Raw genomic sequence first — 19,269 nt, forward strand, 5'->3', positions numbered from 1 at the left:
TTTGCTGATCCCCTAGCTGAGATGAAGTTTTAACTTTGAATTCCCTAAATTTTGTTGCGATCGCAACAGTTAGAGACAAAGTTCAGTGACTTTAAACCGCTCTGGGTTGAGGCGAGACTGGCCCTAGGCTGTCTCTACGACTTCACAAAGCCCACATTCTCGTAAAGATTTTTTAAGACTTTACCGTAAATTAGTATAGCGTTTGACCGTCCTCAAAACTTAGGCTGACTCTCGAAACTTACTGATGGGTGAAGCGGTTAACGGCGAGTTGTCAACCGTCAACCGTCAACGATTACAACGTTGATTCTTCTAGGTTAATGGCACAGTTACGTTCATGGATAGGAACGTAGGTTTCATTGTGAGAACCCGTATAAATTTGAGTCGGGCGGAAGATGCGGTTTTTGGTGAGTTGTTCTTTCCAGTGGGCTAACCAACCCGAAACACGAGCGATCGCAAAAATTGGAGTAAATAAATCAGCCGGAATCCCTAACTTGCGATAAACCAGACCCGAATAGAAATCAACGTTAGGATAAATTCCTTTTCCGCCTAAGCGATCAGCAACGACTTTTTCTAATTCCAGCGCAATTTCATAATATTGGTCATGGCCGAACTTCTCAAACAGTTTTTCGGCCAGTTGTTGCAAAATCGTAGCACGGGGATCTTTAACTTTATAAACCCGATGTCCGAATCCCATAATCTTAGATTTTTTAGCGATCAGATTGTCTACATAGGGGGCGACATTTTCTACATCACCAATTTCTTCTAACATGACTAAAACTTCCTCATTTGCCCCTCCATGTAATGGCCCCGCTAAGGTTCCGACGGCGGAAGCAATCACCGCATAGGGATCGGTTAAGGTAGAAGCGGTCACCATTGCGGAAAATGTGGAAGCGTTAATGGTATGTTCAGCATGAAGAGTCAGACACACATCAAAAACCCATGCTGCTAACGGGTCAGGTTCCCGTTCACTCAACATATACAGAAAATTAGCGGAATAATCTAAATCATCACGGGGTTGTACCGGATCATTTCCTTTCCGCATTAATTGAAATGCAGCCACCATTGTGGGAATTTTTGCGAGTAACCGCACCACCGCTTCCCGAATATATTGAGGATTATCTAAAGCCCGACGAGAATAGAATAATCCTAAAGCTGCTGCTGAGGTTTGTAAAGCATCCATGGGATGACCGGTTTCCGGGAAACATTTCATCATGTCCCGAATCCGATATTTAATCCGTCGATGATAGCGAATTTCATGCTCAAATGCTTCTAATTCATCTTTGGTGGGAAGTTTTCCCCAAATCAACAAATAAGAGGTTTCCAGAAAGGTACTATAGTTCGCCAGTTGTTGAATACTAATTCCTCGGTACTCCAGAATGCCTTTTTGTCCATCAACGTAGCTAATGCTAGACAAGGTGGCTGGAACGCCTTCAAGACCGGGTTTGAATTCACTAACAGCAGTCATAAAAGTTTATGTAGGTATGTGGATCTTTCTCAAGCTACATTATCAGAGCAATTGATAGTGTTCTCGTTTTGACAGGATTTTATTAACTTTCTAGCAGCTTTGGAGAAAGGGTGAACGGCTTAACCCAGCAAAAATTTAGGGGGAGTTAACCAAAAAAGTTGACTGTTTGCCAGAGGAGAACCCTTCGGGGGGAGGGTAATACCAATAATGCCTGCTTTTTTAAGGATTAGGGCTTCTTTGGCCTGTCCCCAAATCAATAATTCTGCCCAATTCCCTAAATCGGGTTGATGTCCGACTAATGCTAAAGGTTTACTTGCTGTTGAAATCCAAGTCTTGTACTCCGTGATCCAGTCATGAATATTACCATCAGGGGCTAAGGTGGCACATTCTTCTAACTGTTGTGATAATCCTGCTGCTTTGAGAATTTCTGCGGTTTGGCGAGCACGAATCAAGGGACTGGTCAAGATTATACCAAATTCTAATTCTAACGCTTTGAGGCGACTAGCAACTTTTCGAGTTTTGCGATCGCCTTCTTGGGTTAATGGGCGTTCGTCATCATTTTGATAAGTTCCGTGTTCTGCTGCAATTCCGTGCCGAATTAAATATAAATCCGTCATAAAAATTTTTTCAATTAAGAATGAACATTTAATTACGAATTCCAAATTATAAATTACGAATTACAATTTTTAATTCTTAATTTTTAATTCTTAATTCGTAATTCTTAAAAGATTAAGAACCCAGTAACACCCGAAATCCGACTAACAAAAAACCCCTGTACTTGATATAGACAGGGGCTTAAAGACCAATTATATATTTTTGCCACTCTTTGTTCATGCCACTTTTGACGTGCTTCGTCACTTCAAAATAAAGGCTGCTGTAGGGTTTTCGCGGCGGTATCCGCAAGGTCATCCCAGCCTCTTTTGGGGTGCGACTGCCCTTCCTGACATTACACTGAACACAAGCAGACACCAGATTTTCCCAAGAATCTCCTCCTCCACGAGAACGCGGAATCACATGATCTAGGGTTAAATCATCTCCGGTATATCCACAGTATTGACAGGAATGACTATCCCGGTGCAATATATTTCTTCGGGTTAGTGGAATATCTTTATAAGGAGCCCGAACATAATGGCGAAGTCTGATCACGGTTGGAAATGGAAAATCGGGAAAAATAAATTTTCCATTATGCTCAACCTGTTCGGCTTTTTTTTTGAGCAACAAAATAACCGCCCGTCGCCAAGTCGTGATATTGAGTGGCTCATAGGAGGCATTCAAAACTAACACATTACCCATTGTCTGGATTCTGCAATAAGATTTGACCGATATTAACACAGCTTAACGTCTTCAGGGGTTAAACGGCAAAAGTATCTGTCTTTTTCTTTCTGTTCCCTATTCCCGGTTGCCTGTTCCCTGCTATAACAACAGATTGCGGAAGGTTGACAATAAAGTAGAAAGCTGTAAATAACTGATAGGACAATTCTATTGATTAGGAATTGTCAATTCTAATTCTGGGTTGAGGAGTGAATTAAAATATGGTGAGCGGAAAATCGATTTCGATTGCAAACACAACGAATCAATCCCTCGATTCATCGTTGCATAATTCCGAGATAGAAGTTGGAATTCGTCAACGGGCGTGGGTTGAAGTAGATTTAGAGGCACTGGGGGAAAATGTTCGCCAAATTAAACGGTTATTATCTGCCCAAACCCATTTAATGGCCGTTGTGAAAGCGGATGCCTATGGACATGGGGCAGTTTCGGTGGCGAAAATGGTTTGTCAGGCAGGTGCGGAATGGTTAGCCGTGGCGACCCTGCCAGAGGGCATAGAATTACGAGAAGCCGGAATTAAGAAACCGATTTTAGTGTTGGGGGCCATACATACCCCCGCAGAAGTACAAGCCATCGCCCATTGGCAACTACAGCCTACATTATGCACTCCCCAACAGGCGTTATTATTCTCAGAAACCTTAAGTTCATTCAATCAATCTTTAGGGGTTCAAATTAAGATTGATACGGGAATGTCGCGGTTAGGAACCCCTTGGCAACAAGGGTTAGAGTTTTTCCAATTAGTCCAACGATTACCAAATTTAGAATTAGCCGGAATTTATTCCCATTTTGCCACAGCAGATAGCCCTGACCCAACTATAATGCGACAACAACATTATCGGTTTGAAAATGTTGTTAATGAAATTCGAGAGCATTGGCAATCTGACACTGATTTGAAATTTCCGGTATTACATATTGCTAATTCCGCAGCGACCTTAGCAGATGCGAATTTACATTATGATATGGTACGGATTGGATTAAGTCTTTATGGTCTTTATCCGGCTCCCCATTTAGAATCCGTTGTTGCTTTAAAACCTGCGATGCAAATTAAAGCACGGGTAACACAGGTTAAAACTATTGAAGCCGGAACAGGGGTGAGTTATGGCTATCAATTTATTGCGAAAAAACAAACCCGTATTGCCGTTGTTGGCATCGGTTATGCCGATGGGATTCCTCGAAATCTATCTAATAAAATCAAAGTATTAATTCGGGGTCAATGGGTGACTCAAATTGGAACAATTACAATGGATCAAATCATGTTAGATGTCAGTGATATTCCTGATTTACAAGTGGGGGAAGTGGTAACATTATTAGGTCGAGATGGAGATTATTCGATTTCGGCTGACGATTGGGCTAATACATTGGGAACCATTTCTTGGGAAATTCTCTGTGGTTTTAAACATCGACTTCCTAGGGTTAATATAAAATAATAATCACCTAATCAACCGAGTTTCTGATGTTAGGGAGAGAATCAAATCAGAATTCTTAATTCAGAAACCCGGTTTCTTCTTCAGTCCTGAAGCTAAAATTTAAATACAAAGTTGTTGAGGTAATTGTTGAATCACTCGTTGAAAAGGGGACGGATCATCTAAACCTTGGGATAAAATTAATGCCCCTTGAATCATAATTGCTGCATCTTCTGCCTTTTGTTGGGCTAATACTTCATCCATTCCAGTTTCTAGGAATACTTGAGCGATCGCATCAATCCAAGACACAAATAACCCTTTAACTTGAGCATGAAAAACATCTCTGGCTGAACCTGATAACAAAATAACAAAGACACAGGGTTGTTGTCCCCCTTGATACAGTTCATTCAGGCGATCGCACATTCTTCTGAGTCGAGACACTGTATCCCCCTCCCCTTGCAAAGTGGACAATAGATTCTCCCTTGACCATTGTTCTAAATAATCCAGCACCGCCTTCACCATCTCCTCCTTCCCGCCGGGAAAGTGATGATACAGGCTGGCTTTCCCTAATTCTGTGGCTTCTGAAATTTTGGATAGGGTAGCTCCATCATAGCCATACTGCCGAAACAGTTGCAGAAGGCAGGGAATATAGGTTTCTTTGGGCATTTTTAGACTGGGATAAAAATTATGGGTTCCATCTCTTGACATTATACCGAACAATCGGTACACTATAAATATACCGAACGCACGGTACACTTCTTACCAAGAACCGACATGATTAAGCTTTATGGTCACGAACTGTCTGGAAACAGCTACAAAGTCAAATTAATGCTGTCTCTGTTAGCCTTAGATTACGAGTGGATTAAGGTTGACTTAATGGCTGGAGAACACAAACAGCCTGAATTTCTACAACTTAATCCCTTTGGACAAATCCCCCTCCTGGTGCATGACGATATTATTTTGGCAGATGCTCAGGCGATTTTAGTGTATTTGGCACGGCGATATGGGGGGGATAAATGGTTGCCAATGGAGGCTGAACCCCTAAGTCGGGTGATTCGTTGGCTATCGACAACAGCCGGAGAAATTCGTCAAGGGCCAGAGTCAGCGAGGTTGTATTATCGATTCAATGTCACCAGTATTAATTTAGAGCGGGCGAATCAAAAAGCCGAATTCATTTTAACCCAAATCAATACTCATTTATCAAATAAAAATTGGTTAGAATTAGGATATCCAACTATTGCGGATATTGCCGTGTTTCCCTACGTTGCCCTCGCTGCTGATGGTCAGATTGCTCTGGATCATTATCCTCATATTTTGGCTTGGTGCGATCGCCTTCAGCATCTTCCAGGCTTTGTGAGTATGATTGGGATTCAACAACCTGTAACGGTGTAGGAGGTGAGTATGCCCCGGAAATTTGGAGAAATTGCCTTTACTCCAGAAGTTGAAGCTGCCCAGGAATTACGCGGATCGAGGCAAACCTATCAACGCTATATTGCGAATGGGGATGCCAATGATACAATCACCCCTGAAATTCAAAACTTTATTGCTCAATTAGATGGATTTTATTTAGGAACCGTTGGTTCTAATGGCTATCCCTATATTCAATTTCGGGGTGGAATGCCGGGTTTTTTAAAAGTGCTTAATGAGAAGACCCTAGGTTTTGCCGACTTTTCGGGAAATGTGCAGTACATTACTGTTGGTAATCTATCGGGAAATCATAAAGCATTTTTGTTTTTAATGGATTATCGTCACCGCAAACGGATTAAGATTTGGGGAAAAGCGGAATATATTGAAGGAGATCCGGTATTAATTGAACAATTAAAAATGCCGAACGACCCTTCAAAAATTGAACGGGCGATTATTTTTCATGTTGAAGCGATTAGTGAGAATTGTCCCCAACATATTCCGATCCGATATTCTGAGGCGGAAGTAGAGGCAATGATGACACCGTTACAAACTCGAATTGTAGAGTTAGAACAGCAATTAAGCAACGTTCACAACACCCCATAAACTTAATCATAATAATCATAGAGAATCCCTCATGGAAACAAGACCCCCCTTACCTCCCTTTACCCTAGAAACCGCTAAAGCTAAAGTCCAAGCGGCGGAGGATGCTTGGAATACCTGTGATCCTGAACGAGTTGCTTTAGCTTATACAGAAGATTCCGTTTGGCGAAATCGGGCTGAATTTTTTACCGGACGGGACAAGATTCGGGAATTTCTGACTCGCAAATGGAATACAGAACTAGACTATCGCTTAAAAAAAGAGTTATGGAGTTTCACCGATAACCGAATTTCTGTCAAATTTGAGTATGAATATCGCACAGATTCGGGTAAATGGTATCGCGCCTATGGTAATGAACAATGGGAATTTGCCCCCAATGGGTTAATGCAGCGACGGGAAGCCAGTATTAACGATTTACCCATTAAAGAATCAGACCGTAAGTTTCGTTAGTAATTTAGGAGAACAGAAAATCCTAATTGTGGGGTAGCTGAAATAGCCTAATGTCATCCTTCTACCCCACAATAAAAAAACGGAGATCAGTTTACCTGTTGTTAAGAGATTGTTGACTTAACCAGTGAGCAACTTCGGGTAAGAATACAGCTTGTTCATGGCGTCCAAATTCAATTCCTTGTTGCTCAAAAGCCAATTTTAAGCGACGACGAAATTCACGAGCAATTGTCCATTGCGTTCCCGGACGGGTTTTAATTCGCATTTCCAGTTCAACACCCGCATCTGCTAAATCACTTACCCCTCTCAAAACAACCGGAGTGAGAATTGAATTTTGCCAGTCGGGTTCATTTGCCATTTCTTCAATTACTTTTTTCATGATATCCAAGGCAAAATCAATATCCGATTGATAGGCAATAGTTGTTTTAAAATCAATTCTTGACCAGTCTTTGGTTTGATTGTGAACAATACTAATACTTCCGTTAGGAAGAGTGGTTAAACGTCCTTCTTTCCCGCGAATTTGAGTAATGCGTAAGTTCATGTATTCTACATAACCGGATATTTCACTAACCGTAATATAATCTCCGACGGCATAGTGATCTTCCAAGAGAATGAAAATTCCATTTAAGACATCTCGAATCAAATTTTGAGAACCAAAGGATAAGGCTAAACCAATAATTCCCAAACCCGCAACGACAGGAGCAACAGGGATTTCAAGGGAGTCTAAAGCGACAATAAAACCCACAGCAATCCAGATGGCTTTACTGACACCTTTTAAAACAACACTATAAGTAGAAAAACGGAATTCTTGACGCTGAGAAGCACTGTGGCTCACATTAAAGTTCTGATGTTCCTCTTGGAAGGACTTTAAGAAATAGTCAATCAAAAGGGTACTGATTCGGATGGCTATCCCCACAAGAATTACAATAATTAACAGATACAAAGGTTCTCGACTCATCCAATGGGCAAAAAACCGAGTTTGAGGGAAAAATCTAGCAATTTTCCATATAGTAAATGCCCAAATTAAAAGTTGAATGAGTTTTAAAAATAATTTCCGAAATTGATTAGTATTATATTTTCTTTGCCACTGTTGTAGTTGGGTTGTGATCTCAGAAATTGAATCTGAATTATCAGAAGTAGTCAGATTATTATTGAGACGATTTTGCTCTAAAGTTAATTCCTGCTTTTTATCATTTAGATTTTGTGTCTTTTTGGATAAGTTTTTCTGGAGCAAATAAACCGCAAAACTCAATAAGGATGAAACTAAAATTAAACCCAATGACCATAAACTCGCTTGATATAAATAAGCGGGCTGGCGGTGTTCATAACCTCGCATTAAAGCTTGTTTAATGATTGTTGCTAGTTTATCAGACCAAACTTGAACAGAATAACCATTATATTCTGCATCTTGAGGAGTCACCGTGAAAATGACTCTTTCTTGCAGTTGATCCTGATCAGATACTAAAATTTGGCTATTCCCTTGATTATCTGTTTTAACAGTTATGGTGAGAGTATCAGGATTAAACCCTTTAGCAAAATTGCCTCCATACAATCGATTATCTAAAATCCCATGAATTTCATTTTCTATTAGCTTGGCTCTTTGGATAATAGAGGGATTTTTTGCTTGTTTATCCACCTCTATCGGAATATCCATTGCAATTCTAAATAATTCGTAACCGTCAACAATAACAGGTGCCGAAATTAGATTTCCAACCTGAATGACAGAGGTTACAGGGTTAATGGCGCTCGGTAAAGCATCTTGAGCGAAGGTTACTGGAATGCTCCAAGTCGATATTAAAGCGAACAAAGAAATCCCAAGTGCTACAATCAGTTGAGAAAAGCGACGCTTCTGAAGGTTCAGTATTTTTAACATAGATACACTGGACTGGTAATTCTTACTCTTGGTTAGTTAAAATGTGATAATATTATATATCATTGACCTATCAAGGTCAAATTATTTCTCTCCCTTAATAATTGACACATTTTATAGATTCAATAGAAATACTATCGTGAATTAAGCATCGACCGACATATTCGGCTAATTTCACGGGGACAGCATTGGCGATGATTTGTTCGACGTGGGTTTTACTTCCGGTGAAAATAAAAGTTTCTGGAAACGTTTGTATATAACTTCTTTCTAGGGTGGTTAAAGGACGAATTTCCGGCGAAATTAAGGCGGAGTCTCCGGGGTGAGGTTGATAGGTTTTAGGAATCGGTCTATTCACACTTCTAATAGTAGGACTAGGTTCATCAATGCTAAAAATTCCACGCCGTTGATAACTTCTGGGATGTCGATAATAATGGTCAATGTCTAAGGGTTTACTAATTTGGTTAAAATAGTCTCGGATTGTTAAGGATTTTGAAGATAAATTGGCTTCTAAACTTTGTTTGAATTGGTCATCTTTTCCTTGAAATTCTCCTATCCAAAAAAAGCGTTTCCTAATTTGAGGCACTCCGCATAAACTTGCATCTAAAATAATTTCACTTAACCCATAATTAGCCGATTTTAAAAGAGTTTTTGCTTGTTTATATTTCTGAGTTTTAATAAATCGAGCCACATTTTCCATGATAAAAAACTGAGGCTGAATGGTAGCTACAATTTCAGCAAAAACAAAGGTTAAATCTCCTCGCCCTAAACTTTCATCTCGTTTTCCGGCGCTGGAAAAGTCTTGACAGGGAGGGCCCCCAACAATAATATCGGCATTAAACATTTTAAAATTTGAGAAATCGCCCTGTAAGTTGCCTAAATCAATTAAAAAACTGGGATGTTTAAAATTTTTTTGATAAATATCAAGAGCCAATTTCCAGTTATCAAATCCTGCAACAATATTAAAGCCAGCGTTTTGTAATCCCAGGGATAATCCCCCACATCCACAGAATAAATCAATGACTCTGAATTGAGTTAATTTTAGACTCATGGTTTAGGTTGGTAATCAAACAACCATTTAAACTGCAAGTCCGCCAACCGAGTTGGAGTCAGTTTGTAAATCCAATTTCGCAACCAACATCCAATAGCCGTATCTGCTTGTGCTAATGTAGCAATTTGTCGGGAGGTGTTGAAAACGCGAGTGACTCGTTGACTGCGATGGGCTTCAAATTCTCGTAACAGTTCAGAAATATTATCTTCACTTCCAGTATGAACAGACAGTTGTTTCGCCAATTCAAACCCATCTTCTACGGCCATGCAACCCCCTTGACCTAACGTCGGTAAAACGGGGTGTGCTGCATCCCCAATTAAGGTAACTCGTCCTTGACCCCATTGGCTTCCCAAGGGGGGGCGGTCTACAATATCATCTCGGTAAATCTTCTCCGGGTCTAAGATGTTAATAATGGCGGGTATGGGGTCAGCGTAGTCTTGAAAAATAGAACGTAATGCCTTTAAGGAGCCCCCGACCGCATCGTCATTTCCCCCGGCTGAGGTGTTGTTAAAGGCATAGAAGGCGAACCGACCCCCACCGACGTCAAAATAGCCAAAACGATGACCCTGACCCCAAAATTCTGCCCAACTGTAGCGGGAGTCTAGGGATAAACTAGAGGTGTTGAAGTATCCTCTCCAGCAGCAAGTACCGCTATAAACAGGCTCTTCTAAACGTTCCTGACCCTGAAGTCTAGCCCGCACCTTGGAGTAAAGACCATCAGCACCCACAAGGATATCCCCCTCAACGGTTCTACCATCGGAGAAACTAACTCGCACCTGGTTTCCGGTGTCCTGGAAGTTTTCAAAGGCGACTCCTGGGTGTACGATTTCGGGGGGTAAAGTTTCAAACAAAATTTGCTGAAGTTCCGGTCGCAGCAGACACACCCCTAAGTTGTCTTCGCGGATAAATTCAGGGGAGTTAATATAAAGGGGTTCTCCAGTTTGACTAAAAAATCCACCTTTGAGGATTTTGCCTCCCTGTTGATAAAAACGCTGAGAAAGCTGTCCTGAGTTTAGGAGTTTATAGACTCTTAAAGCATTGTGTTGAATAAAAATTCCTCCTGGCCCTGAAAGCATGGTTTTGAGGTCACGTTTATCATAGAGTTCAACAGAAATTCCTTGATTTAGACAAGCATGGGCTAGAGTTAAACCCCCCATCCCACCTCCGATAATAATCACCTTGAATTCTGAAGTCATATTATTAATAATTGATGTCGTTTGTGTTGAGTTATTCGTGGGTTTATTTTCGTTACTGCTGCTGGAAAATTTGCCGTTAGACTATTTTTAAGTTAATAAAGGTAAAAATAATGTGATAAAGTAATAGACTAAAGGAGCAGTAAAGACATAACTATCAGCCCGGTCTAAAATTCCACCATGACCGGGAATGAGTTGACCAGAATCTTTAACGCCTGCATCTCGTTTCATTAAAGATTCGGTTAAATCCCCTAATAAACTCGCAATTCCGATTAATAATCCTAAGATTAAACCCGCCCAAGGAAACCCCGGCCATTGTAAAAACCAAGAACCTAATATGGCAACGCTAATACTGCCTAAAACCCCAAAAATTGCTCCTTCAACGGTTTTTTTCGGGCTAATATCTGATAGGCGAGTCCGCCCAAAACATTTTCCAAAAATATAAGCCCCAATATCGGCTGCCCAAATACAACTAAAAGCTAATAAAGTGGCGGTTAATCCTTGGGATAAATGATAAACAGACAAATTTTCTAACCAATTTTCATTAAATGGAATCGGACTTGCAAAGGCTTTTTCTAATAATGTATGGGGTTCTAATCCCACTCTTAACCGCACCCAATAACTCGGCAAATATCCACCATAAAATAGTCCTAAAATTGAAGAACTAATATCAGCAATGGTGGATAATTTAGGTTGAAATAATAGATAAAAACAGATTAGGGTTCCGGCTAAAGCAAACATCGCATCCACTAGATTTGGGGAGAATGCTGCGGTTAACAGTAAGGCTTGACTAACAACTAAAGTCGTTTTTCCCGCAGGTTCAATTCCTTTAGCCCGGACTAATTGAAAATATTCTAATTGACCTAAATAGACAATCACGCTAAAACCCAGGGTAAAATACCATCCTCCAAAAATGAGCATTCCCAAGGCTAGAATAATGGCTATAATTCCACTGATAATACGAGACAAAGAAGGCATAGTGTTAGGAGTTAGGAGTCAGGAGTCAGGAGTTGAGAAAGGGAACAGCTTAACTGGGAATTATAAATGTGTAAATAATGATGTTTGGGGACTTAACGCTCTGATTTTTTTCACGTTAATCTAGTTTTTCTCCGCTTAAAATAAACATCGGATTAACCGCTTCAAAGGTTTGATGATTTCCCCGTTTTTCTAAGCGATTCATCGCAGATTGCACCACCTCAACATTGCGAACCTGTAACTCAGAAAACCCTTCAGAAATCGAATAAAGCGTTTCTAAATTTGAGGCTGTCGCTACAATTCGTCCGTGAGGTTGTAGATATTTCCAAACTTCATTTAAAATCGCTTTAATGGGTCGTCCTCCCTCCAAACAAACCCGATGAGGCAGATAGGAAATACTGTGTAAACAGTCGGGGGCATTTCCTTCAATTACATCAACATTTTTAACTTCAAACCGTTCACAATTAAGTCGAATTAAATTCGCCACATCTTCATCCCGTTCAATGGCAATAATTCGACCTTGGGGACAGAGTAACCCCGTTTCAACCGGAATTGTCCCTGTACCTGCCCCAATATCCCAAACAATTGAGTCCGGTTGCAAGCGCATCAGAGAAACTAATAATAACCGGACTTCCCGCTTACTTAAGGGAATACCAGGCAACCGTTCAAACAAATCATCAGGAATACCAGGGGTTACATAGGGCCAAAGTTTGGACATTTTGGGGTTCGGTTTAAGGTTGTATTGATTGATTTAACCCTTAACAATTTTAAGCTGTTGCAGGTTTGGATCGCTACATCCTGTTATTTTCCCACCTAAAGCTATCACTTGTTGCAAAAATTTTAGTGCATCGGAGGTCACAATTTCACCCGGCATTAATACGGGGATACCGGGTGGGTAAGGACAGATGATTTCTGCACTGATTCGCCCAATACAGTCTGCAAGGGGACGCTGTTCTGTTGGGGCAAAAAAAGCCTCTCGGCAGGAGTAAGGGGGTGTGGAGGGCAAGTTATGGGGTGTAGGAAAGAAATTTTGACGGGGGGTGGTGGTAGGAGGCTGTTGAATGGAAAGGGTTTTAAGTGCGTTAATCAGTTGTTCAATATCGGTTTTTGTGTTTCCTAAACTGATAATAAATGTCAGATGATGCAGACTGGGAAGTTCTGCGGTGACATGGAATTGTTGACGGAGAATTTCATCGGCTTCATAACCACTAATTTTTAAGTCTGAAACCTTGACGGTTAAACGAGTTAAATCTAAGTTAACACATCCTGATGCGGGTTGAAAGTTGGGTGTTCCAAAACTAGATAAACCGGGGATATTATTAATTTCAGTTCGAGCTATTTTAGCTAAAGATAGGGTTTGACTCATTAAATCATAGCCTTGGGTTGCCATTTGTTGACGAGCCGCATCTAATGACGCTAATAAAATATAATTGGGACTGGTAGATTGAAGGAATTGTAAGGTTTGGGATAATCGCTCTCGGTTAATCAGATTTCCCTGAACATGAAGCATGGAAGATTGGGTGAGGGAACCTAAAACTTTATGGGTTGATTGTATAGTTAAATCGGCTCCAGCTTTTAAGGCTGATAGGGGTAAATCAGGATGAAAATTAAAATGGGGGCCGTGAGCTTCATCAACAATTAAGGGGATATGATATTGATGGGTAATTTTAGCAATTTCGGTAATATTTCCACAAATTCCTTGATAGGTTGGATACACCATTAAGACTGCTTTTGCATCGGGATGGTGTTGTAGAGTTTGGGCAACAAGTTCTGGGGTGATACTATAAGTTAAGTCCCAAGTTTGATTATAGTCGGGTTTTAGAAAAATTGCGATCGCACCGGATAATATTAACCCTGAAATTACAGATTGATGCACATTCCGAGGAACTAAAATTTTATCTCCAGTTCCACAGGTTGCTAAAATCGCAGCAATTATTCCCGCCGTTGAACCGTTGACTAAAAACCAGGTTTGTTCAGCCCCAAATGCTTCAGCAGCTAAAGCTTGGGCGTTTGCTATGACACCTTCTGGATTAAATAAATTATCGAGTTCAGGTAATTCGGGTAAATCCGCTTTAAAGAGTTGGGTTCCTAATAGTTCTATTAATAAGGCTGAAGTTCCTTGTCCTCGTTTATGTCCTGGGGTATAAAAGGGGATATCAGGTTGATTTGCACAAGTTTTTAAGGCAGTTAATAAGGGAGTTTGAGATTGTTCTAACATATATAGCAAGTCTAAATTTTATGTACAAATTACCAAAATTGTATTTGTAGGGGCGAGGTTTTCTCGCCCATTAATAGGTTTTTGTGCATTGCTTACACTTTATAATTATTGAATAGTTGTTCGGTTTTCCATTCTAATACAGATTGTTCTTCAAAAGAACTAAAAATTTGTTCTTTAATCTGAATTGCAAGTTCTTGAAATAGAGGAATACAGACAGAATTCCCAATTTGTTTATAACATTCTCCTAAATTGGGATGCAATTTAAAGGTATCAGGAAACCCCATAATTCTATAACATTCTTGGATAGTTAACTTACGAACTCGATTTTCTTCGGGAATATAAATAAAGAAACGTCCCGATGTTTCCTGGGATGGAATAGTCGGATGGACTCCATCAATAGAGTAAATTCGATTCGGTTGGTGATGTACCCTCGATAAATGTTCAGTATTCGGTCTAATTCCTTTTTTCCAAATATTTTTATTTCGATATCCTACAAAAATTAAACCAGATGACTGCTGTTTATAACCTTCAATTAAGGTATAATCTTCTGGGTTTAAATAGTCGAAGTTTCCCATTTTATCTAAAAAATATCTTAATTTAGGAACAGGATAAACTTTTTGCAGTTTTGAAAAAGAAAATTTTTTATCTTTGCAAGCAATAATAATCAATCGTTCTCGATTTTGAGGAAGTCCAAAGTCTTTAGCATTCAATAATTGATAATCTACAAAATAGCCTAAATCTTCTAAAGAATATAAAATAGTCTTAATAGTTTTCCCGTGATCATGATGTAACAAATGCTTGACATTTTCCAAGACAACAACCCTGGGATGATGGGTTTCTATAATTTCACAAATATGAAAAAATAGGGTTCCTCTGGTATCTTGAAAGCCTTGGCGTTTTCCACAAATACTAAAGGGTTGACAGGGAAAACCAGCCGTTAAGACATCAAACTGAGGAATATTGTGATAATCAATTTTAGTAATATCGTTTTCGGGCTGTTCTCCAAAATTATTAAAATAAACCGATTGACAGGCGGGATCTTTTTCGCAAGAATATACACATTGATAACCTGCTTTTTCAAAAGCTAGTCTAAATCCCCCAATTCCTGAAAATAAATCTGCTATTTTAAGAGAATTATCCATGTTATAAAATTATATAGAGTCAGTATCAATCAATTGTACAACTGTTTGGATTCCTAATTTATCGTTAGGGTGAGAGAACCTCGCCGTTACGGGAAATTAGAGTATTTCTATTGATCTTAATACAGCATCAATTGTACAAAAATATAAATTTGTTAAATTTGTCACCAAACAGTTTATAATCATAAATTGATAGTCTATTGAACGTTTAACTCAACCATCGAACCCATGCTAAGAGCCGGAATTGTTGGACTTCCCAACGTTGGTAAATCGACATTATTTAACGCTTTAGTTGCTAATGCGAAGGCGACTGCGGCTAACTTTCCCTTTTGTACTATTGAACCGAATGTTGGCGTTGTCGCAGTTCCCGATGAACGGTTGAATGTGTTAGCAAAAATCGTCAATTCTCAAGCAGTTGTTCCGACTCGAATGGAATTTGTTGATATTGCGGGATTAGTTAAAGGAGCGAGTCAAGGAGAAGGGTTAGGAAATCAATTTTTATCCCATATTCGAGAAGTGGATGCGATTGTTCATGTTGTGCGATGCTTTGAAAATGATGATATTATTCATGTAGCGGGTTCTGTTGATCCTTTGCGCGATATTGAGATTATTAATTTAGAATTAGCCTTATCAGATTTATCTCAAGTTGAACGTCGCATTGACCGTGCGCGAAAACAAGCAAGAACCAGCAAAGAAGCCCAACTCGAAGTAACTGCGTTAGAAAAAATTGCAGTATTATTAAATGAAGGAAAACCCGCCCGTCAAGCAACATTAACGGAAGAAGAAATAGAAGCGGTTAAAGGGTTAGGCTTAGTCACACAAAAACCTGTAATTTATGCAACAAATGTGTCAGAAGATGATTTAGCGACCGGGAATGAACAAGTAGAAAAAGTCCGAGAAGTCGCAAAATTAGATAATGCTCAAGTGGTGATTATTTCAGCGCAAGTAGAAGCGGAATTAGTGGATTTATCCGAAGAAGAACGAGCGGACTTTTTAGCATCTTTAGGGGTAGAAGAAGGGGGGTTAAAATCCTTAATTAGAGCCACTTATGAATTATTAGGATTACGCACTTATTTAACAACTGGCCCAAAAGAAACCCGCGCCTGGACAATTAAAGCCGGAATGTCCGCACCCCAAGCCGCCGGAGTCATTCACTCTGATTTTGAACGGGGATTTATTCGGGCGGAAACCGTCGCTTATAAAGATTTAGTAGCCACAGGTTCGATGACGGCGGCGAAGGAAAAAGGATTAGTTCGCAGTGAAGGGAAAGAATATATTGTTCAAGAAGGAGATGTGATGTTATTCCGATTTAATGTTTAATGTTTGAACCTTCTCTCTGTCAGAGATGGGGGGAAGGTCGTCTCCCATTTTATTAAGAAAAACTAAAGATTTTATCGTTTTATTTTCAAAGTGTGATCCTTTAGAGTTGAGCGTGTAAAATCAAACTTTATACCTTATGGGAGTTCCTGAAATGATCGTAAGTTTATTATTGCTTTGGTTAGTCACAGCCGTCAGTTTATATCTGATTGCTCAACTGAGTCAATTTACAGGCGTTGAAATTGATGATTTCAAAAAAGCCTTAATTTCTTCGGCGGTTTTTGGACTGGTTAATGCTTTAGTCCGTCCTCTTTTAGCTTTAATTTTCCTCCCAGCAACGTTGATTTTTGCCGGATCTTTCGTTACATTTATTCTCAATGTTGTGATGTTTGCCTTAGCGGCTAAACTGGTGGAAGGATTTAGCTTACGGTGGGGAATTTGGAGTGCTGTAATTGGTGCTTTAGCTTTGAGTTTTATTAATTCTGTTCTGTTTCAAGTTTTAGCACAAGTCGGTATTAGATAATTTTCATTGAATCTAACCAGAGCACAACGAATATATCCCCAGGAATGCACCTTAATCGACCTCTATTTATCGAGTTAAATTGTTGATTAAATTTTGGAAAGTTCAACTAGGATTGAAATTGATTGAGTAACCCATTAGATATTTTCTCTCCTAGTTGTAGAAATTGTTTCCAAGTCGTTATATGAAATCTTTAAATGTTTGCTACGCATCTGTCCCCTGTAGAGACGCGCCATGGCGCGTCTCTACTAGCCATGCTTAGTCTCTACAGGGGATTTAGACGATTATCTGTATATCAATTTCAGGATTTCATATTACTACCCAGGTATTCGTTAATTGTTGCTCAATAATTTCAAGCTGCATACCTGTACTTTGTAAATTGAACTTGATGATATTATAGCTTTTTTAGAAATTTTAATTTCAATCAATTAAGGCTGATGGATGCCTAACACTCTAGTTTGTCGAAACTATTAACTCAATTTAAGGTACAATAGACTCAGAAGAACATCCTTAAATGAACCGTTAAACTTGAAGTGCTAATCATGACATCTACCGTCGAACAACTCAAATCTAAATTTAGTCAAGCCTTAGTCGCCGCATTTGGAGAAGATTTCGCCACAACTGACCCGATGGTAGTTGAAGCCACAAATCCCAAATTTGGAGATTATCAATGTAATGTGGCGATGTCTTTAACCAAACCTTTAAAAAGTAATCCCAGAGCGATCGCAACTCAAATTATAGACCATTTAAGCTTAGATGAAATCTGCGAAACTCTCGAAATTGCTGGCCCTGGTTTTATTAATTTACGCTTAAAAACGGATTATTTAAAAACCCAACTGCAAAAAATGTTAGGGGATGAACGGTTAAATATTCCTCAAGCTAACCCCCCCCAACGAATGATTCTTGATTTTTCCAGTCCGAATATTGCTAAAGAAATGCACGTTGGACATTTACGTTCTACCATTATTGGAGATTGTATTGCTAGAATCTTAGAATTTCAAGGACATGATGTTTTACGTCTGAACCATGTTGGGGACTGGGGCACTCAATTTGGAATGTTAATTACCTATTTAAAAGAAGTTTATCCCGATGCTTTAACCACTGCAAATGCGTTAGATTTAGGGGATTTAGTTGAATTTTATCGTCAAGCAAAAGTTAGATTTGATCAAGATGAAACCTTTAAAGAAACAGCCCGTCAGGAAGTGGTAAAATTACAAGCTGGGGTAGAAGATAGCCGTCGAGCTTGGCAATTATTGTGTGAACAATCTCGGCGAGAATTTCAGTTAATTTATGATGATTTGGATATTCAATTAACGGAAAGAGGAGAATCCTTTTATAATCCTTTTTTACCTGCTATTATTGAAGAATTAGACAAAATTGGATTATTAGTGGAAGACCAAGGGGCAAAATGTGTCTTTTTAGAAGGATTTACCAATAAAGAGGGGGAACCTTTACCCTTAATTGTACAAAAAACCGATGGCGGTTATAATTATGCGACAACGGATTTAGCCGCCTTAAGACATCGCATTGAAACCGAAAAAGCTACCCGAATTATTTATGTTACAGATGCAGGACAATCCAACCATTTTATGCAGGTTTGGCAAGTCGCAAAACGGGCAGGTTGGATACCGGAAAACGTCGAATTAGTTCACGTTCCTTTTGGCGTTGTGAAGGGGGAAGATGGCAAAAAATTAAAAACCCGTTCAGGGGAAACGGTGCGTTTAAGAGAGTTATTAGATGAGGCAGTAAATTATGCTAAAACTGATTTAGAAACCCGGTTAAAAGCCGAAGAACGCACGGAAACAGAAGCATTTATTGATCAGGTTGCGAAAGTGGTGGGTTTGAGTGCGGTTAAATATGCAGATTTAAGCCAAAATCGCACCAGTGATTATATTTTTAGCTTTGATAAAATGTTATCTTTGCAAGGAAATACAGCCCCCTATTTGCTTTATGCTTATGTGAGAATTCAAGGCATTAGTCGGAAAGGGAATATTGATTGGCAACAGTTGGGAACGGATATTAAGATAGTTTTGGAAGCAGAGGTAGAATGTGTATTAGCTAAACATCTATTACAATTACAAGATGTATTAGAAGAAGTGGCTCACGATTTATTTCCTAACCGTTTATGTCAATATTTGTTTGAATTAAGCCAGAAATTCAATCAATTTTATGAGCAATGTTCTGTCGTGAAAGCGGAAGAACCTCAACGAACTTCTCGTTTAGCGTTATGTGATTTAACGGCACGAACCTTAAAATTAGGGTTATTCCTCTTAGGTATTCCGGTGGTAGAACGAATGTAAAATCAAGGAAGAAACCACAGGAAGCAGAATATTATTTTATAGC

At 39.4% G+C, this 19,269-nt stretch carries 18 protein-coding genes; 7 read left to right on the top strand and 11 right to left on the bottom strand.

From position 1 onward, the window contains the following. Nucleotides 1–292: 292 nt before the first annotated feature. From H6G57_RS00125 to H6G57_RS00135, 3 genes are all read right to left on the bottom strand, one after another. Nucleotides 293–1,465 carry a citrate synthase gene (locus tag H6G57_RS00125; protein WP_190515035.1) on the bottom strand — a complete coding sequence of 391 codons (1,173 nt, stop codon included), beginning with the start codon at nt 1,463–1,465 and terminating at the stop codon, nt 293–295. 119 nt (nt 1,466–1,584) lie between these two features. Then, the gene (sixA, locus tag H6G57_RS00130; RefSeq protein WP_190515037.1) at nt 1,585–2,082 is read right to left on the bottom strand and encodes a phosphohistidine phosphatase SixA; all 498 of its coding nucleotides are present in this window, start codon (nt 2,080–2,082) and stop codon (nt 1,585–1,587) included. Between the two features lie 178 nt (nt 2,083–2,260). Then, on the bottom strand, nt 2,261–2,758 hold the full coding sequence (locus tag H6G57_RS00135) for an HNH endonuclease (RefSeq protein WP_190515039.1): 498 nt from the start codon (nt 2,756–2,758) through the stop codon (nt 2,261–2,263). Nucleotides 2,759–2,997: 239 nt separating this feature from the next. On the opposite strand from H6G57_RS00135, the gene alr reads away from it, so the two are divergent. Continuing rightward, entirely contained in the window at nt 2,998–4,218 is a 1,221-nt protein-coding gene (gene alr, locus H6G57_RS00140; RefSeq protein WP_190515040.1) for an alanine racemase, read from the top strand. A gap of 99 nt (nt 4,219–4,317) precedes the next feature. On the opposite strand, the gene H6G57_RS00145 is transcribed toward alr, so the two are convergent. Beyond that, entirely contained in the window at nt 4,318–4,860 is a 543-nt protein-coding gene (locus H6G57_RS00145; RefSeq protein WP_190515042.1) for a TetR/AcrR family transcriptional regulator, read from the bottom strand. 108 nt (nt 4,861–4,968) lie between these two features. Between H6G57_RS00145 and H6G57_RS00150 the strand changes: the two genes are divergently transcribed. The 3 genes from H6G57_RS00150 to H6G57_RS00160 are packed head-to-tail and all read left to right on the top strand — an operon-like array spanning nt 4,969 to nt 6,649. Then, nucleotides 4,969–5,586, top strand: coding sequence for a glutathione S-transferase family protein (locus H6G57_RS00150; protein ID WP_190515044.1), 618 nt, complete (start codon nt 4,969–4,971; stop codon nt 5,584–5,586). Nucleotides 5,587–5,595: 9 nt separating this feature from the next. Then, on the top strand, nt 5,596–6,204 hold the full coding sequence (locus tag H6G57_RS00155; RefSeq protein ID WP_190515045.1) for a pyridoxamine 5'-phosphate oxidase family protein: 609 nt from the start codon (nt 5,596–5,598) through the stop codon (nt 6,202–6,204). Between the two features lie 31 nt (nt 6,205–6,235). Next, nucleotides 6,236–6,649 carry a nuclear transport factor 2 family protein gene (locus H6G57_RS00160; protein WP_190515048.1) on the top strand — a complete coding sequence of 138 codons (414 nt, stop codon included), beginning with the start codon at nt 6,236–6,238 and terminating at the stop codon, nt 6,647–6,649. Between the two features lie 91 nt (nt 6,650–6,740). Here the strand turns inward: H6G57_RS00160 and H6G57_RS00165 are convergent, their stop codons facing one another. From H6G57_RS00165 to H6G57_RS00195, 7 genes are all read right to left on the bottom strand, one after another. Further along, nucleotides 6,741–8,519 carry a mechanosensitive ion channel family protein gene (locus tag H6G57_RS00165; protein WP_190515049.1) on the bottom strand — a complete coding sequence of 593 codons (1,779 nt, stop codon included), beginning with the start codon at nt 8,517–8,519 and terminating at the stop codon, nt 6,741–6,743. 94 nt (nt 8,520–8,613) lie between these two features. Next, the gene (locus H6G57_RS00170) at nt 8,614–9,564 is read right to left on the bottom strand and encodes a DNA cytosine methyltransferase (RefSeq protein WP_190515051.1); all 951 of its coding nucleotides are present in this window, start codon (nt 9,562–9,564) and stop codon (nt 8,614–8,616) included. Next, nucleotides 9,561–10,760 carry an FAD-dependent monooxygenase gene (locus tag H6G57_RS00175; protein WP_190515052.1) on the bottom strand — a complete coding sequence of 400 codons (1,200 nt, stop codon included), beginning with the start codon at nt 10,758–10,760 and terminating at the stop codon, nt 9,561–9,563. Before H6G57_RS00175 ends, H6G57_RS00170 begins: the two co-directional genes overlap by 4 nt. An 87-nt stretch (nt 10,761–10,847) precedes the next feature. After that, on the bottom strand, nt 10,848–11,735 hold the full coding sequence (locus tag H6G57_RS00180; protein ID WP_190515054.1) for a phosphatidate cytidylyltransferase: 888 nt from the start codon (nt 11,733–11,735) through the stop codon (nt 10,848–10,850). Between the two features lie 115 nt (nt 11,736–11,850). Next, the gene (gene cbiT / locus H6G57_RS00185) at nt 11,851–12,450 is read right to left on the bottom strand and encodes a precorrin-6Y C5,15-methyltransferase subunit CbiT (protein WP_190515056.1); all 600 of its coding nucleotides are present in this window, start codon (nt 12,448–12,450) and stop codon (nt 11,851–11,853) included. 33 nt (nt 12,451–12,483) lie between these two features. Further along, nucleotides 12,484–13,950, bottom strand: coding sequence for an aminotransferase class I/II-fold pyridoxal phosphate-dependent enzyme (locus H6G57_RS00190; RefSeq protein ID WP_190515057.1), 1,467 nt, complete (start codon nt 13,948–13,950; stop codon nt 12,484–12,486). Nucleotides 13,951–14,042: 92 nt separating this feature from the next. Next, nucleotides 14,043–15,092: a DNA cytosine methyltransferase gene (locus tag H6G57_RS00195; protein WP_190515059.1), complete on the bottom strand. Its 1,050-nt coding sequence runs from the start codon at nt 15,090–15,092 to the stop codon at nt 14,043–14,045. 225 nt (nt 15,093–15,317) lie between these two features. Here H6G57_RS00195 and ychF point away from each other — a divergent pair, with 225 nt between their 5' ends. The 3 genes from ychF (at nt 15,318) to argS (ending at nt 19,226) form a co-directional block, all read left to right on the top strand. After that, nucleotides 15,318–16,409: a redox-regulated ATPase YchF gene (gene ychF / locus H6G57_RS00200; protein WP_190515060.1), complete on the top strand. Its 1,092-nt coding sequence runs from the start codon at nt 15,318–15,320 to the stop codon at nt 16,407–16,409. A 151-nt stretch (nt 16,410–16,560) separates the two neighbouring features. Further along, nucleotides 16,561–16,929, top strand: a complete 369-nt coding sequence (locus H6G57_RS00205) for a phage holin family protein (protein WP_190515062.1) — start codon at nt 16,561–16,563, stop codon at nt 16,927–16,929. Nucleotides 16,930–17,468: 539 nt separating this feature from the next. After that, entirely contained in the window at nt 17,469–19,226 is a 1,758-nt protein-coding gene (gene argS / locus H6G57_RS00210) for an arginine--tRNA ligase (RefSeq protein WP_190515064.1), read from the top strand. The last annotated feature ends 43 nt before the right edge of the window (nt 19,227–19,269 follow it).

Source organism: Planktothrix sp. FACHB-1365 (assembly GCF_014697575.1).
Taxonomy (GTDB): domain Bacteria; phylum Cyanobacteriota; class Cyanobacteriia; order Cyanobacteriales; family Microcoleaceae; genus Planktothrix.